A 15174-nucleotide genomic window follows, 5' to 3' on the forward strand; every position below is an offset into this window, starting at 1 on the left:
ATGAAATGTTGTACTTAGTACTGGCTAAACTACTCAAAACTCAACACTCATTATTGTTGTTGAGTAGAGATTTGAATAACAAACTCTGTACCCTTTCCAAGTTCGGAAGTGCAGGAGAGTGAACCGCCATGTCCTTCCACCACAATTTGACGAGCGATCGCTAATCCTAATCCAGTGCCTTTTCCTACAGGTTTGGTGGTGAATAAATGGTCAAATACTTTTTGTTTAACCTCTGGTGACATTCCTACCCCATTATCAGCAATCTTAATCAAAATGTACTGACCTGAGTCTGCTAAACGAGTTTCAATGGTGATGCAATTGGGGTTAGCGAGAATCGCTTCCAAACTATGCTCTGAATTGTATTGTTCAAGTGCATCAATGGCATTTGCTAACAAGTTCATAAACACCTGATTGAGTTGTCCAGCAAAGCATTCAACGAGGGGGAGTTTGCCGTAATTCCTAACCACCTCAATTGCCGGACGGTTTTCGTTAGCTTTTAAACGGTGTCTGAGAATCAGAATAGTGCTGTCAATGCCTTCGTGAATATCAAAGGGAACTTTATAATCCTTATCGGCACGGGAGAAGGTTCGCAAACTGGTACTAATACTGCGGATACGGCTAACACCCAATTTCATCGAGTCTAGCAATTTAGGTAAATCTTCGCGTAAATAATTCAAATCGATGGCATCAATTTCATCTTGAATATCTGAACCAGGATTAGGAAATTTCTCTTGATAAAGGTTAATTAGCACAAACAAATCTTTGACATAATCTTTGGCTGGTTCTAAGTTGCCAGCAATGAAGCCCACAGGATTATTGATTTCATGGGCTACACCTGCTACCAAATTACCAAGAGCAGACATTTTTTCACCTTGCACCAATTGCAACTGCATTGTTTGGAGTTCTTGTAAAGCTTGTTCTAATTGTTGCTTTTGTTCTTGCAGCAATTGTTGTGCTTCCTGGCGTTCAGTGATGTCTTCAGATGTGCCAAGAATGCCAAAAATATTTCCTTCTCGATCTCGTAGGGGAATTTTATTTGTATTCGACCATGTCTGTTTTCCATCTACTTTCTGGATGGTTTCAATAATTTTGAGTTCAGCTTGTCCAGATTCCAGAATGCGGCGATCGCGCCCTACATAATAATCTGATTTTTCCCGAATCCAGGGAAGATCGTAGTCTGTTTTACCAATAACATTTTCTGGCACTCCTACACCCGAAATTTCAGCAAAGTTCTGGTTACATCCTAAATAAACACTATTGCAGTCTTTCCAAAAAACAGATTGGGGGATATTGTCAATAATTAACCTCAAACATTGTTCAGTCTGTCCAAGATTTTCGAGAGTATCTTGTGCTTGCTGATAAAGTCGGGCATTTTCTAGGGAGATTGCAGCTTGAGTACATAACAGATTGAGAATTTCAACGCGATCGCTCGTAAATGCCCCTGTAGTAAGATTGTTTTCTAAATACAAAATTCCCAACAGTTTGCCTTGATGCAGAATCGGCGTACACAGCAAGCTTTTGGGTTGCTGACGAATGATGTAGGGGTCAGCTATTAGCGTCGGATGCACTGTTGCATTAATGATGACGGTAGGTTGCAGGCTGCGTTTAACGGTGTAAATTAGGCTATGGGGAACGTCTGCGCTATCTTCTACAAAAATGGACTGTAGAACGGTTGATTTTTCTCCAACTTTGGCAGTGGCCTCAATTAGCAATCTATCTTCTTTAAGGAGTAGTAACGCACACTTTTCTGCACCTGCATTTTCAATCACCACTTGCAACAGCTTCGTAAGTAATTTATCTAGTTCGATTTCACTAGAAAGAGTCTGAGAGGCTTTGAGAACTGCTGCCAAATCTAGCATTATTGATGCACTACTACTAGAAGTTACTGATTTATTAATGCTTGGGTGTAAGGTAGCAATGCTGTTAACATTTGCGATCGTCTCATTGGGGGTGAATAGCGATACTCTTTCAGAGTCACTTCGGGAACGCGTCTGTTGTAAGATGGGAGCTAGCAATTGTGGATAACGCTCTTCTAGTTCATCGACTTTAGTTTTAGCGCCCCAGCGAGTGTAACAATAGTAAGCATTAATCAAATATTCTTGGGCAATGCGTTCTTTACCCCATTCTAAATAAAACTTGGCTGCGAGTTCATTGGCGAGAGCTTCTTCGTTGAGGTATTCGTTTTCTTTAGCTTTAGCAATGGCGCGATCGTATGATTCAATTGCATCCATATACTTGCCAGAAATTCTTGCTATTTCCGCAGATAACAATAGATATCGATGTAGAAAGTTTTTTGGGCAATTATTCGCCCAGTTTTTCTGGGTTTGTTGATGCTCTCGAATAATATCCCAATACTGTTTTTTCTTCTCTAATGTTGCATTGGGATAGAGAGCTACCAAACTGAGTGGATAATAAAAATGATACTGAATAATTGGAAAAAAGCCAGAGTTGGCAGCAAGAGTTTTATCAGCTTCTTCTGCCGCTTTCACAGCATCTTCGTAACGACCATAAAGGTACGATAATTGGATCTTGAGAAAGCAATACCAATTAATTCCATGCTCAAAGTTATTCTTCTGTCTCCAAACTTCTATGTAGGGAATATCTTCGCTATTATAATCATCTAATAAATCGGTACTTTGAGATATATCTTGCAAGTTTAGTAGAAACTGCCGCTGTAAAGTAAACGCATATAGCATATTTGTATCATTTACCTGCTGCACATAGCTCAAATATTTTTCAGTTTCGGCGTAAACATCTGAGAGGCGATCGCCCTTAATTAACATCGCCCAAATCAGAAACGAAACTGCCCAGACACCAAACACCAAATTTCCAGTTTCTTGACATACTTGGAATGATTGTTGGGAAAGTGGCAAATTTGTTTTTAAATGCTGATTATAGGGATTAATCGTGTGTGCAAAGATATTATTCGTTTTAAAAATAAATTGGGTGCTATTGAAGTGACGATCGAGTTTTAGTGCTAATGTACCGAACTGGTATGCAGTTTGATAGTTTCCTTGATTTGCCAAATTCATTCCATACAGACAGTAAGCAAAACCAGAGCTTTCTGCATTCCCATATTTCAACGACAAACCGATCATTAATAAAGGAGCCAAGCAACTGAGATGTTGATCTCCTCCCATATAAGCGGCTGCCCATACATCAGCTAAAAGTCCCATACAGACCTTCTTCTCTGGATCTGTCATCTCAGGCAAATCGAATAAATCTGCTATCTGAACTGTTTGAAGTTTAGTCTTTAATTCTTGAAGTTCAGTTTCGATGGCAGCTTGCTGTTCTTCAGAAGTGATAGGCAAAGGCATTCCCATGATGCTCAAACCTTTTAGCCCAGCTTTAAAGCCAGCTTCGATATTTTCGCCCTGAGTCATTTTCAGGTACATCTGAATTCCATAAATATCTGCTTTTTCAAACTTATCTTGGCTATGATTTAAAGCAAGATTGAATAATGTCTCTGCTTGGTTAAAGTTGCCAGTGAGATATTCACATTCCGCAGATTCTCGATATAATTCAAACGTTAGTTGATAATTAGTTAGCCAACTTTCCTCTATTAGCAATTCTCTGCCTAATGTAAAATATTTTACGGCTGCTCGATAAGCAGTAGAAGCTTTGGCTTTTTTCCCAGCAATTAGATTCAGTTGAGCTAGTTCATATTTTTGGGATTCTTCATCAATTATATGAATTCCCTCATTTAACTGATTAACAATATCAAAAATCTTGACTTCAACCTCTTCAGTTGGTGTACTATTTAACAGTAATTGCCCGATTTTTAGATGAGTAGCTTGTCTTTGTGATTCAGGAATTAAAGAATAGGCCGCTTGCTGAACCCGGTCGTGGAGAAATTTGTAAAAGCAGGAATCAGGAGAACTGTATTGCTGAAATTCTGAATTTCGAATCTTGAATTCGGAATTATCTTGATAGAACTTGTAAACTTCATTGGTAGGAATAATCAACCCATCTTGCACAGCTTTCCAAAAATCTGTAGCTGTCTCTAACTCTGATTTTTCATAGACGATCGCTAATGCCGCTAAATCAAATTTGTTTCCTACACAAGCTGCTAATTTCAAAACTTCTTGAGTTTCGGTTGATAACTTCTGAAGTTGAATTGCCATAAACTCTACTACATCATCGGTCAAAGCGAGCGATCGCACCTGAGCAATATCACATTCCCAATAACCACCGTCGAAATTAAATGTAATTAATTTATCTTGATGTAGCGCTTTGAGAAATTGGGTACTGAAAAAAGGATTGCCTTTGGTTTTGCTCAATACTAGCTCTGTTAACGGTGTAGCTAACGTTAGGGAGCAACTCAATGTATCTGCAACCAAATGATTGATAGAAATCTGCTCAAGGGGAGTTAAAGTAATTGTATTGACTGTAGCATCTAACTTCTGAATCTCTTCTAAAGTCAGCATTAGCGGATGTACTGGGTTGACTTCATTATCTCGATAAGCACCAATTAAAAGTAGATAGCCGATATCAACTTCGCTTATTAACAAGTGCATTAACTTTAAAGAAGCAGCATCTACCCATTGCAAGTCATCAATAAAAATCACCAATGGATGCTCTGATGCCGTAAAGACTTGAGTGAATTTCAAGAACAGCAAATTGAAGCGATTTTGTGCCGCACTCCCAGAAAGTTCCTGTGCAGGAGGCTGTTTCCCAATCATACTTTCCAGTTCAGGAATCACCTCAATCATCACTTGTCCATTCTCACCCAAAGCAGAGAGAATTTTAGATTTCCATTGCTCGAATTGAGCATCAGTTTCAGTCAGCAGTTGCCCAATTAAATCTCGGAAGGCTTGTACAAAAGCAGAGAAGGGAATGTTGCGCTGGAACTGGTCAAATTTACCTTTAATGAAATAACCCCGTTGCCGCACAATTGGCTTGTGGACTTCGTTAACTACAGCAGTTTTACCAATCCCAGAGAAGCCTGCTATCAGAATAATTTCACTGCTTCCCTGACTGACTCTCTCGAAAGCATCTAATAAACTTTGAACTTCAGCTTGGCGACCGTAGAGTTTTTCTGGGATGATGAAGCGATCGCAAATATCCCTTTGGGCAATCGGGAAACTCTCAATTCTACCCGTGTTCTTCAGTTGCTCCAAACATTTTTCTAAATCATACTTTAGCCCTAACGCGCTCTGATAGCGGTCTTCAGCATTTTTCGCCATCAATTTCATCACAATGTCACAAAGAACCTGCGGAATTTCCTCTTCCCTCCCGCCCTCTGCCCCCTGCCCCCTGCCCCCTGCCTCCTGCCCCCTGCCTCCTAATTGCTCCGGTTGCTTGGCGATATGACAGTGAACCAACTCCATCGGATCGTTAGACTGGAAAGGTAGGTGTCCAGCCAGTAGTTCAAAGAAAGTAACGCCGAGGGAGTAGTAATCACTGCGATAATCAATTCCGCGATTCATCCGCCCGGTTTGTTCCGGGGAAAGGTAAGCGAGAGTACCTTCTAAGACATTAGGACTGTAAATTTCCTGAGTTTCTCTGGGTAAAAGAGAAGCAATGCTAAAGTCAATTAACTTGACTTGCTTGGTTTCTGGGTTAATGAGGATGTTGGCAGGCTTAATATCTTTGTGGATAATCCGATGGTGATAGAGTCCATCAAGAATATTGCTCAGAGCGATCGCAACATCCAAGAACTCTGTCAAAGTATATTGGTTGTCCCCCATTTCCCTGTTCATCCAATCTCTAAGGGAAATGCCGCCAAAATCCTCCATCACCAAAGCATAGCTGTTGCGGTAAGGTTCCAGACTGTAGGGACGAACAATGCCAGGTAGATCAATATTTTTAGCGATCGTGTACTGATTACGGAATAGCAGCAGTTCGTTGAAGGTGGGATACTCCTGCTGAAACAGTTTGATCACAACCGGAAGTTGATCGGCCTCTCGAATTCCACGGTAAACCAAGGTTCTAGAGCCTGCATAAAGTTGCTCACTAATTCGATAGTTAAAAAGCTTGTCCATCGGCTCAACTGCTTTATTCATAACTCGATCAACTCTTGTGAAATCAGCTATTTATTTAAAGTAGTCTGCCCAAAAACCAGCTTTTTCTAACTCAGTTTTTTTTGGGCGTAGGCGTAGCCCCTCGTATACATCAGATTTTTCCGGTAAAATTGGTAACATCCGAAATCGCTGGTTGCATTGGCAACGAAATTTTTTGCATAAAATTCGAGTGGAACCCAGATAAAGCTATTATCAAGCTGATAAGCATAATATCTCTTTCCCAGAAGTCACGACCTTGAGGACGAACGTGCAACGATGTTTATCAAACTCAGATAACAGTTTGCGATCGCCAAATACAGGAGTGCTTGGCTCAATTTAGCAACAAAGTTAATTTGAATGAATCTCCACTTCCGCAACCAAAATACCCCCGCCATAAACCCCAAGGCAATGAACCTGCTTTTGATTTACGGTCAAAACGTGACTGGCGGTAAGGTCAAAAGCTCTCAAATTTTTTGTACTGTTGTGAATCGAGCCGCCAATAGACCTGTCCAAAATATAAATTTGGGGACAAAAAAATGGTAGAACGGAGATTTTAGCGTCTACCGTTGGTCTACCATAATGAAAAATCCACTTCATTATATTCATAAATATCCACATCGTACTAAGCAAATATTGGGAATTAGCTATGACCAATTTCTGTTGTTAGTCAAACAAGCAGAAATCAGGTATAACGAACAACAATTTCAAAGAGAAGAAAAGAAAATCCGTATTAACGCCATTGGAGGTGGACGGAAACCGAAATTAACAATTGCAGAAGAAATATGTCTGAGCCTGTTCTACTTAAGACAAATGCCTACATTTGAAATTTTAGGAATGAACTTCGATATCTCGAAAACCGAAGCGAATGATACTTTCCATTATTGGCTAAAAATCTTGCGAGAAGTTTTGCCTGCTAGTTTACTAGAACAGGTAGAAAATCAAGAAAGTGATTATATAACGGTGCAAGAGCTATTAAGGGAATTTGAATTAATTGTTGATAGCTACGAACAGCCTAGAGAAAGACCATCAGACAATCAAGAGCAACAAGAATACTTTTCAGGCAAGAAGAAGCAACATACTCTTAAAAGCCAAGTTGTTTCGCTGCCAGATGCTAAAGATATTGTTGATATAGTAGTAGGAGCAAAGGGTCAAACCAGTGATATTTCATTGTTTCGTAATCAACAACAAAGATTTTCTCCTGAACAATCATTTAAAGGTGATAAAGGTTATCAAGGTGGTAAAAACATTAGTACACCTCACAAAAAACCACCTAAAGGCGAATTAACTACCGAACAAAAAGCCGAAAATAAAGTCTTTTCTAGTAATCGGATTTTCATTGAACACATAATTCGACTTATCAAGATTTTCCGCATTGCCTCTTGACGATTTCGACTTCATTATACAGTGTATGAGCAGATAATTTTTACTGTTTGTGGCTTAGTTAGATTAAGAATTGGTAGTTTAGTTTTACCAACTTAATCAAAAGTGATAATTGTACAATTATACAAAATAAAGGGAGCATATATTTTTTGGTCTAAACTATCTCTAACTATCTCTAACCCTGATTAAGCTGTTCAGCATTTAAATTGGGTATAATAAAAAACTGAATTCAGTCAAAAAATGGAATAATGCCAGCAAAAAATCATTTAACTTCTCAGCAGATAGAGAAACTACAAAAAGCTTTAAAACTGGAAGAAAATGGAGAAATAAGAGAAAGAATACTAATTCTCTTGTTGCTTAATGACGGGAAAACACAAGCTAACATAGCAGAATTTTTGGGTTGTTCTTTAAATAAAGTATCATATTGGTGTGTACATGGAGACCCAGAGAATCTAGAAAGCCTAAAAGATGAGAGGATGAAGGGAAACCATAAAAAAGCCACAGATAAGTATATAGAAATATTACTAGAAACTATAGATAAAGAACCAGAAGAATTAGGATACGAGTTTGGCAGATGGACAGCGCAGAGATTAGCAACATATTTAGAGCAACTCACAGGCATACAATTAAGTGGTTCTCAAGTAAGGAGGATATTAGAGAAAAAAAGTACGTCTACCTCTGGACAAAATATAGCTTAGAGTCCAAGAGGAATCTAGAAAAAAGAAAAGCATTTAAACAGAAAATAGCAGAGTATTTAAGAATAGAGAAAGAGCATCCAGAACGATTACAGGTATGGTTTTGGGATGAGAGTGGCTTTAGTTTAAGGGTGATAAGAAGAAAATCATGGTGTAAAAAAGGTCACTCTAAAAACGTGAGAGGAGACAGAAGAAAAGGGAGAATTAATGTGATGGGAGGATTAAGGTATTCAGATAAGAAAAGATTTGTAGAATTTATTGATAAAGGGAATGCAGACAATTTTTACAAAGTCCTAAAAATCTTTTATGAAGAAATAGTTTTCGATTGGGTAGAAGCTGGTAATCAAGCTAAAGATTTTGCGGAGAAGGGAGCAAAAATAGTTATTATTCTTGATAATGCAAGTTTTCACAAAAAGCAAGAGTATATTAATAAAATTGAAACAGAAATGCCGAATATTCATTTAGAGTTTCTCCCGGAATATAGCCCAGATTATAACTTAATTGAATTGGTCTGGCACTCGACAAAAGAATATATTGCTAATCGGCTATTTCAATCAATTGAAGACCTAGAATATTTATTACATCAACTTTTAAATGAAGGAGAGTTAATTATTAAATGGGGACGAAAACTCAAAAATAAAGGCGATGCTGTTATCACAATTTAAATGCACAACAGCTTACTACGTTTTTATGAAGATATCAAAGCTGGCTTTCAAAGCTTTGTACAGACTCGCTTGTAAATTTTCGGACAGGTCTAGTGGGATATAAGCGTACCAGTGACGCTGAGTGGATTGATTGCACATATCTCAATGTTCCAAGATTTTGTTAACACGACCCAAATTAACTATGTTTTCTGGTCTATCGCCCTTGAATCACACCTATATCTTTGCTTTCCCCTTCTCGTACTCAGCTGGCAGCGCTTTGGCAGCATTAAGACCACACTTGGAATCGGCTTATTTACTTATATTACTATTATTCTGCTGGAAATCGCGCAGGTAAAAGAAATACCCCCACAATTTTTAGGTTTGTGTTTCTATTTTGTATTGGGAATGCTTGGTGCAACCATCGTCTTTTCCCAAGATCGGCTTTGGGCATTGATGCGTAAGCATTTTCCCTGGCACTTCGTTATAGCTGGTTTAATTCTGACAATTATCTTGTTCTGCTATCTCTGGGGATTCGATATAGCAGAAGAGCGTTTTGCCTTTTTAGATACTATGACTGCATTAGGTACGTTGTTTTTGCTTGTAGCTGCCTCACGTCCTGGAGCAAACAAAGTTCGTAATTTTCTAGGTTCAAGTCTACTTGTCTTTATTGGTACATTCTCGTACAGCTTGTATCTCATTCATGCACCTCTACTACAAATTGTCTGGCAGTATGTTCTGCATCCATTACATCTCGGAAAAGTCTTTGAGTTTGTTTTACTTCTGCTTGTAGGCACACCGATGATTCTTGGTGCAGCATACGTCTTCTTTTTTTATTGCGAGCGGCCATTCTTAAATACACGCCGAGTTTCAGCATCAAAATTAACAAACAACAGAATAAGGAACTGAGAAATTTTTTAAATAGTTTTAATGATAACCTTATGTGATCCAAAAATACTCATTTCTTTTGGGAAAAGTATCAAAAGTAGTCGTAACAGCAAGGTAATATTCATATACGCCAAAATATTAAACAATCTAATTCTCTGAAATTACCGCTCCCTGAATCCTGAAAAACCAATATAAGGTAGACAAATACAGAAAATAAAAATGGCAAACCAGTTATTATCAAAACCTAATAAATGCTGGGTTATTAGTTTATCAATTATTGCAGGTTTAGCCCCAATTGGCATCTCTGTGTACATTCTGCAAAATTACCAACTCAATTTTCAGAGCCGTAGCTCCTTAACACAGACACCTGTGAGGGCTTCGTCGGCTGTCACTACTATTGCTGGTTTGGGACGTTTGGAACCTCAAGGAGAAGTCATTCATTTGTCCGCAGCGGCTTCTGCTGAAGGTGGTGTTAAAGTAGCCCAACTGCTTGTTAAAGAAGGCGATCAAGTTCAGCCTAAGCAGGTTATTGCCATTTTAGAAAACCGCGATCGCCTGCTAGCTGTTAGGGAACAGGCAAAAAAACAAGTTAAAGTCGCCCAAGCTAGTTTAGCCAAGGTAAAAGCTGGTGCGAAAGTAGGAGAAATCATCGCTGGACAAGCTACAATTGCTCGCTTACAAGCTCAGTTGCGTGGGCAAATTGCAACTGTGCAAGTTACAATTGCTCGCCTACAAGCTCAGTTGCAAGGAGAAAAGAAAGTTCAACAAGCTAAGATTTCTCGTCTAGAAGCTCAGTTGCGTAATGCTCAGACAGAGTTTGAACGCTACCAGATGCTATACCAACAAGGTGCGGTTGAAGCCTCAAAATTTGACAGCAAGCGCCTGGAGGTAGAAACTGCTAAAGAACAGTTGAAGGAGGCAAAAGCTGCTCAAAAGCAGACTTTAGAAACTTTGCAACAACAGATTAACGAGACTGAAGCCACTCAGAAGCAGACCTCGGAAACTTTGCAACAACAGATTAACGAAGCAAAAGCGACCTTGAACCAGATTACTGAAATACGTCCAACTGATTTGCTGTCTGCTGAAGCTGAAGTTGAAAGTGCGATCGCAGCCTTAAAAAAATCTGAAGCAGACTTGGCTTTAGCTTATGTGCGATCGCCCTCTTCTAGTCAAATTTTGAAAATTAATGCTCGACCTGGAGAAATTGTCACAGAGCAGGGAATTGCCGATCTTGGTCAAACAAATCAAATGTATGTGGTAGCAGAAATCTATGAAACCGATATTACTAAAGTACGAATTGGGCAACGCGCCACTGTTACAAGTTTTGCATTTGCCGAGCAATTACGGGGAACTGTGGTTCAGATTAGCTCGCAAATTGAGAAAAAAAGTATTCTTGATACCGACCCAACCGCAGATTTAGATGCAAGAGTAGTCAAAGTCAAAATCCGCCTCGATCCAGTAGATAGCAAAAAAGTGGCAGGTTTAACGAATTTACAAGTAGAGGCGGTGATTAATATTTCACCTTCTCATCAAGAATAACTAGACATTCAACAAATCTCAATAAAATTCTACTATGTTTATTAAAATTCCTCTAGCTTGGTTACAACTAACTCGTAAAAAAAGTCGCCTTCTGGCGGCAATGGCAGGCATTGCATTTGCAGATATTCTCATGTTTATGCAATTGGGTTTCCAGGATGCTCTGTATGAAAGTAATACTCAGCTGCATAAGAGCCTACAAGGCGATTTATTTTTAATTAATCCCCAGTCTCAAACAATTGCCTATATGGAAAGCTTTTCTCGACGCCGATTGTACCAAGCGCGAGGCTTTGATAATGTTGAGTCTGTTAATTCTTTTTATGTCGATTTTATTAGATTTAAAAATCCAGAAACTCGTTACAATCGAACAATCTTATTTTTAGGTTTTAATCCAAACGAACGAGTTTTAAAATTACCTGGTATCCCAGAAAATATAAATAAAATTAAGCTACCTGATGTGGTTTTACTTGACAGTGCGTCACGTCCTGAATTTGGCACAATGGCAATTTCTGAAAAACTTAAACAAGGTCAAATTGTTTCTACTGAGATGGGTGGTCATAAAATAAAAGTGGGAGGATTATTCAAATTAGGTAACTCTTTTGCTGCTGATGGAAATTTAATTGCCAGTGACTTGACATTCTTGCGAATATTCAAATTTAAAAACCGCAATCCCGAACAAATAGATATAGGTTTAATTACTCTAAAACCGGGGTCTGATACTCAAAAAGTCAAAGCAAATTTAGTGGCTAACTTACCCCAGGACGTTAGAGTACTTACCAAGCAAGAATTCGTGGACTTTGAGCAAGAACATTGGGCTAGCAGTACGCCCATTGGTTTTATCTTTAGCCTGGGTGTCATGATGGGATTTCTAGTCGGTGCGGTTATTGTATATCAAATACTTTATACTGGTGTTTCCGATCACCTAGCAGAGTATGCAACGCTGAAGGCAATGGGATATGCAGATATTTACTTTCTAGGTGTCGTTTTACAAGAGGCCTTGATTTTAGCTATTTTAGGCTATACACCTGGTTTTATTTTATCTGTTTTCTTGTATGATTTTGCACAAAATGCAACATTATTACCTATTGTAATGAATGTTTATCGGGCTTCTGGAGTACTAATATCGACAATTTTTATGTGTTCTATTGCTAGTGCATTTGCAATAGTTAAATTACGTTCTGCCGATCCATCTGATATTTTCTAATTTTCTTGTCATTCACTAGTTAATCCAATGTTAAACTATGAAAAAGCTAAAATTTTTTTTTCTGATTACTGATATTGGCTTTATTTTATATTGGAGCATAACTTTACTGCATTTAATTCCTGATAGATATTTATTTAAGGATTATACAAATCCTATATTAGTTGCTTGGAATTTTTCCTTTTTACCTTTAGATTTGCTAATATCTTTTACAGGGTTATTAAGCTTATTTCTTTATCAAAAAGGTAAAATAGTTTGGATAAAATTTGCGTTAACATCATTAATACTGACGTTTTGCTCAGGTCTGCAAGCAATTGCCTTTTGGACGTTAAGACTGGATTTTGACTTGAACTGGTGGCTCCCTAATTTATTTTTACTTATATATCCAATGTTTTTTATTCCTCGGATTATCTCAAATAAAATCGTGGAATGAAAAAGGGCTATGCATTAGTCACATCTTTTATAACAAGCATTTAAAGTCTTCTGACTTCAGATTTTTTAGCTGTTCTTAGAACATAGATAATACTACCCAACTCTAATCTACTTGTCCCACGCATTTAGGACTTTTGCAAAAGGTCTTTTGAGAAACTCAAGCAAAACTCCCACTATTTCCGGTAAAATCAAGTTCTGAGGACTGTGGATTTGGGAGAAACCTGGGGTGCCTACACTTGGCGTTAACATTGATCACATCGCCACCATCCGGCAAGCACGGCGGACGGTAGAACCAGACCCCGTAGCAGCGGCGGTGCTGGCAGAATTAGGCGGCGCAGATGGGATTACAGTACATCTGCGCGAAGATCGGCGGCATATCCAAGACAGAGATGTGCGGATATTGCGGCAAACAGTGCGATCGCATCTGAATTTAGAAATGGCCGCTACAGAAGAAATGCTTGCGATCGCTCTCGATATCAAACCAGATTACGTGACTTTAGTCCCCGAAAAACGCGAAGAAGTCACAACAGAAGGCGGATTAGATATCATCGGGAAAATTGCTAGAATAGGTGAAATCGTCGATAAATTGCAAAGCGCTAGCATTCCAGTTAGTTTATTTATCGATGCCGAGTCAGCACAAATTGAAGCATCTGTCAAGGTACAAGCTCAGTTTATTGAATTGCACACCGGACAATATGCTGAGGCTAAAGATGAAACAAATCGCCACCGAGAATTAGCCATATTAGCTAAAGGTTGTGAACAAGCGATTCAAGCTGGATTGCGAGTCAACGCTGGACACGGACTCACCTATTGGAACGTCTATCCTGTGGCTGCGCTTCCAGGCATGGAAGAACTGAATATTGGTCATACCATCATCAGTCGCGCAGCATTGGTAGGTATAGAAAGGGCAGTCCGCGAGATGAAGCAAGCTATAAAAGGGTAAAGGGGAAAGGGTAAAGGGGAAAGATATAGAACCAGCAGTCCGCGAGATGAAACAAGCTATAAGGGGGAATAGGCATTGATTATTAAATATTCTCCCCTGCCTCCCCTGCCCCCAATCCCCCACAGAGGGTTGTCACTGCGAAATCTAGAAATTGGGATCAAATCTTCAGCAAAAACTTCTATGAGCGCAACACAATCTAACAACCTGCCACTTTGGGTACAGGATCGAGATCAGGTGATAGCAGAAAGCACTGATGTCGAGTGGCGCTATCAGACACCGCCTGATTATTCCCGTTCAAAGGAGAATCTCGCGAAAGAAAGTATCTACAATCACCTTGAAGGTACACTAGAAGCGATCGTGCAAAACTTAGTCCGAACCTTCGAGATGGAGGTATCCTTCAAAGCTAACCCCCAACAGTGGTTATCTATTGTGAATGAACAGTTTCGCGTGAGTACCAATGGCGGAGTAGAGTATACCGCAGCAGATTTATCAGCCCAAGGTACTTACAATTTATTTATGGCGGATTCAGAGCATTATAAAGCTTCAGAAGAAAGCTTTGAATCATCCGCAAAAGTCTTCCACACAACATTTCCTCAAGGATTTCCTTGGGAAGTACTGGAAGTTTTCTCAGGGCCACCAAATGTCACATTCAAATGGCGGCATTGGGGACATTTTAACGGAGAATACAAAGGTCATGCACCTACTGGAGAGACAGTAGAAATTATCGGTATGAGCATTGCAAAAGTTACCGATGACTTGAAGGTTATTTCCTTAGAACATTACTTTGACAATAATCTGTTCTTGGAAAAGCTAACATCTGGTGGCAAACAGACAGATGCTGGAAATCAGAAAAGTGCTTGTCCGTTCAGTTCTTGGTTCAAGAAATCCCACAAAAGTTAGTTTGTAAGGGTACAGAGTCACTGTGCCCTTAAATTATTCACATAGTAACTACAAAGGATGAAAATGCAAACATATCATTACGTTTTGGCTAGTCAACGTTTTCTTCTCCAAGAAGAACCGATACAGGAAGTTCTCAAAGAGCGTACCCGTAACTACCACGAACAAGAAAAACAAATAGATTTTTGGTTAGTTGAGCAACCAGCTTTCTTGGAAGCACCACAATTTAGAGAGTTAAAGGCAAAGTGTCCTCAACCAGCAGTAGCAATTATTTCTACTAATCCCCAATTTATTACTTGGTTAAAACTGCGTTTAGAGTACGTCATCACTGGAGAATTCCAGGCTCCTTCTGAGGCAATACCAGATGCTTTGGCATCGTTGGCTACCGTATCTTAGCGATTGGGCATGGGGCATAGAGAAGAGACAAGGTAGGCAAGAAAGAGGGGGAGATAAGGGAGAGACTTGTCCCCTTGTCCCCACTCCTCATTCCCTAATTTTATTTTTGAGTAATAAAATATATTTTTTTTGATACTCTTTTTATACCTATACTGAACTAACT

Annotated in this window: 9 protein-coding genes and 1 pseudogene; 9 read left to right on the plus strand and 1 reads right to left on the minus strand. The window is 39.1% G+C overall.

What is annotated here, in order from left to right; genetic code table 11:
• Positions 1-50 precede the first annotated feature (50 nt).
• Positions 51-6005, minus strand: a complete 5955-nt coding sequence (locus FD723_RS11855) for an AAA family ATPase (protein ID WP_179065520.1) — start codon at positions 6003-6005, stop codon at positions 51-53.
• A 576-nt stretch (positions 6006-6581) separates the two neighbouring features.
• Here FD723_RS11855 and FD723_RS11860 point away from each other — a divergent pair.
• The 9 genes and pseudogenes from FD723_RS11860 to FD723_RS11900 all read left to right on the plus strand — a co-directional run bounded on the left by FD723_RS11860 (position 6582) and on the right by FD723_RS11900 (position 15011).
• A complete protein-coding gene (locus FD723_RS11860; RefSeq protein WP_256875150.1) occupies positions 6582-7385 on the plus strand; it encodes a transposase in 804 nt (267 codons plus the stop codon).
• 245 nt (positions 7386-7630) lie between these two features.
• A pseudogene (locus FD723_RS11865) lies at positions 7631-8742 on the plus strand (IS630 family transposase).
• A gap of 111 nt (positions 8743-8853) precedes the next feature.
• Entirely contained in the window at positions 8854-9627 is a 774-nt protein-coding gene (locus tag FD723_RS11870) for an acyltransferase (RefSeq protein ID WP_218651812.1), read from the plus strand.
• Between the two features lie 198 nt (positions 9628-9825).
• A complete protein-coding gene (locus tag FD723_RS11875) occupies positions 9826-11145 on the plus strand; it encodes an ABC exporter membrane fusion protein (protein ID WP_179065521.1) in 1320 nt (439 codons plus the stop codon).
• Between the two features lie 34 nt (positions 11146-11179).
• Positions 11180-12346 (plus strand): ABC transporter permease DevC, encoded by a 1167-nt coding sequence (devC, locus tag FD723_RS11880; protein WP_179065522.1) that lies wholly within the window; start codon positions 11180-11182, stop codon positions 12344-12346.
• Between the two features lie 37 nt (positions 12347-12383).
• The gene (locus FD723_RS11885) at positions 12384-12776 is read left to right on the plus strand and encodes a DUF5360 family protein (RefSeq protein ID WP_179065523.1); all 393 of its coding nucleotides are present in this window, start codon (positions 12384-12386) and stop codon (positions 12774-12776) included.
• 225 nt (positions 12777-13001) lie between these two features.
• A complete protein-coding gene (locus tag FD723_RS11890) occupies positions 13002-13718 on the plus strand; it encodes a pyridoxine 5'-phosphate synthase (RefSeq protein WP_179065524.1) in 717 nt (238 codons plus the stop codon).
• Positions 13719-13898: 180 nt separating this feature from the next.
• Entirely contained in the window at positions 13899-14618 is a 720-nt protein-coding gene (locus FD723_RS11895; protein ID WP_179065525.1) for a SnoaL-like polyketide cyclase, read from the plus strand.
• Between the two features lie 63 nt (positions 14619-14681).
• Positions 14682-15011, plus strand: coding sequence for an MgPME-cyclase complex family protein (locus tag FD723_RS11900; RefSeq protein ID WP_179065526.1), 330 nt, complete (start codon positions 14682-14684; stop codon positions 15009-15011).
• Positions 15012-15174: the final 163 nt, after the last annotated feature.

The sequence above is a fragment of the Nostoc sp. C052 genome, from assembly GCF_013393905.1.
In the GTDB taxonomy this organism is placed as follows: domain Bacteria; phylum Cyanobacteriota; class Cyanobacteriia; order Cyanobacteriales; family Nostocaceae; genus Nostoc.

Excerpts from the sequence above, each read along its gene's own strand:
- FD723_RS11855 (WP_179065520.1), bottom strand. The coding sequence starts at position 6,005 with ATGAATAAAGCAGTTGAGCCGATGGACAAGCTTTTTAACTATCGAATT.
- FD723_RS11860 (WP_256875150.1), top strand. The coding sequence starts at position 6,582 with ATGAAAAATCCACTTCATTATATTCATAAATATCCACATCGTACTAAG.
- FD723_RS11875 (WP_179065521.1), top strand. The coding sequence starts at position 9,826 with ATGGCAAACCAGTTATTATCAAAACCTAATAAATGCTGGGTTATTAGT.
- devC (WP_179065522.1), top strand. The coding sequence starts at position 11,180 with ATGTTTATTAAAATTCCTCTAGCTTGGTTACAACTAACTCGTAAAAAA.
- FD723_RS11885 (WP_179065523.1), top strand. The coding sequence starts at position 12,384 with ATGAAAAAGCTAAAATTTTTTTTTCTGATTACTGATATTGGCTTTATT.
- FD723_RS11895 (WP_179065525.1), top strand. The coding sequence starts at position 13,899 with ATGAGCGCAACACAATCTAACAACCTGCCACTTTGGGTACAGGATCGA.
- FD723_RS11900 (WP_179065526.1), top strand. The coding sequence starts at position 14,682 with ATGCAAACATATCATTACGTTTTGGCTAGTCAACGTTTTCTTCTCCAA.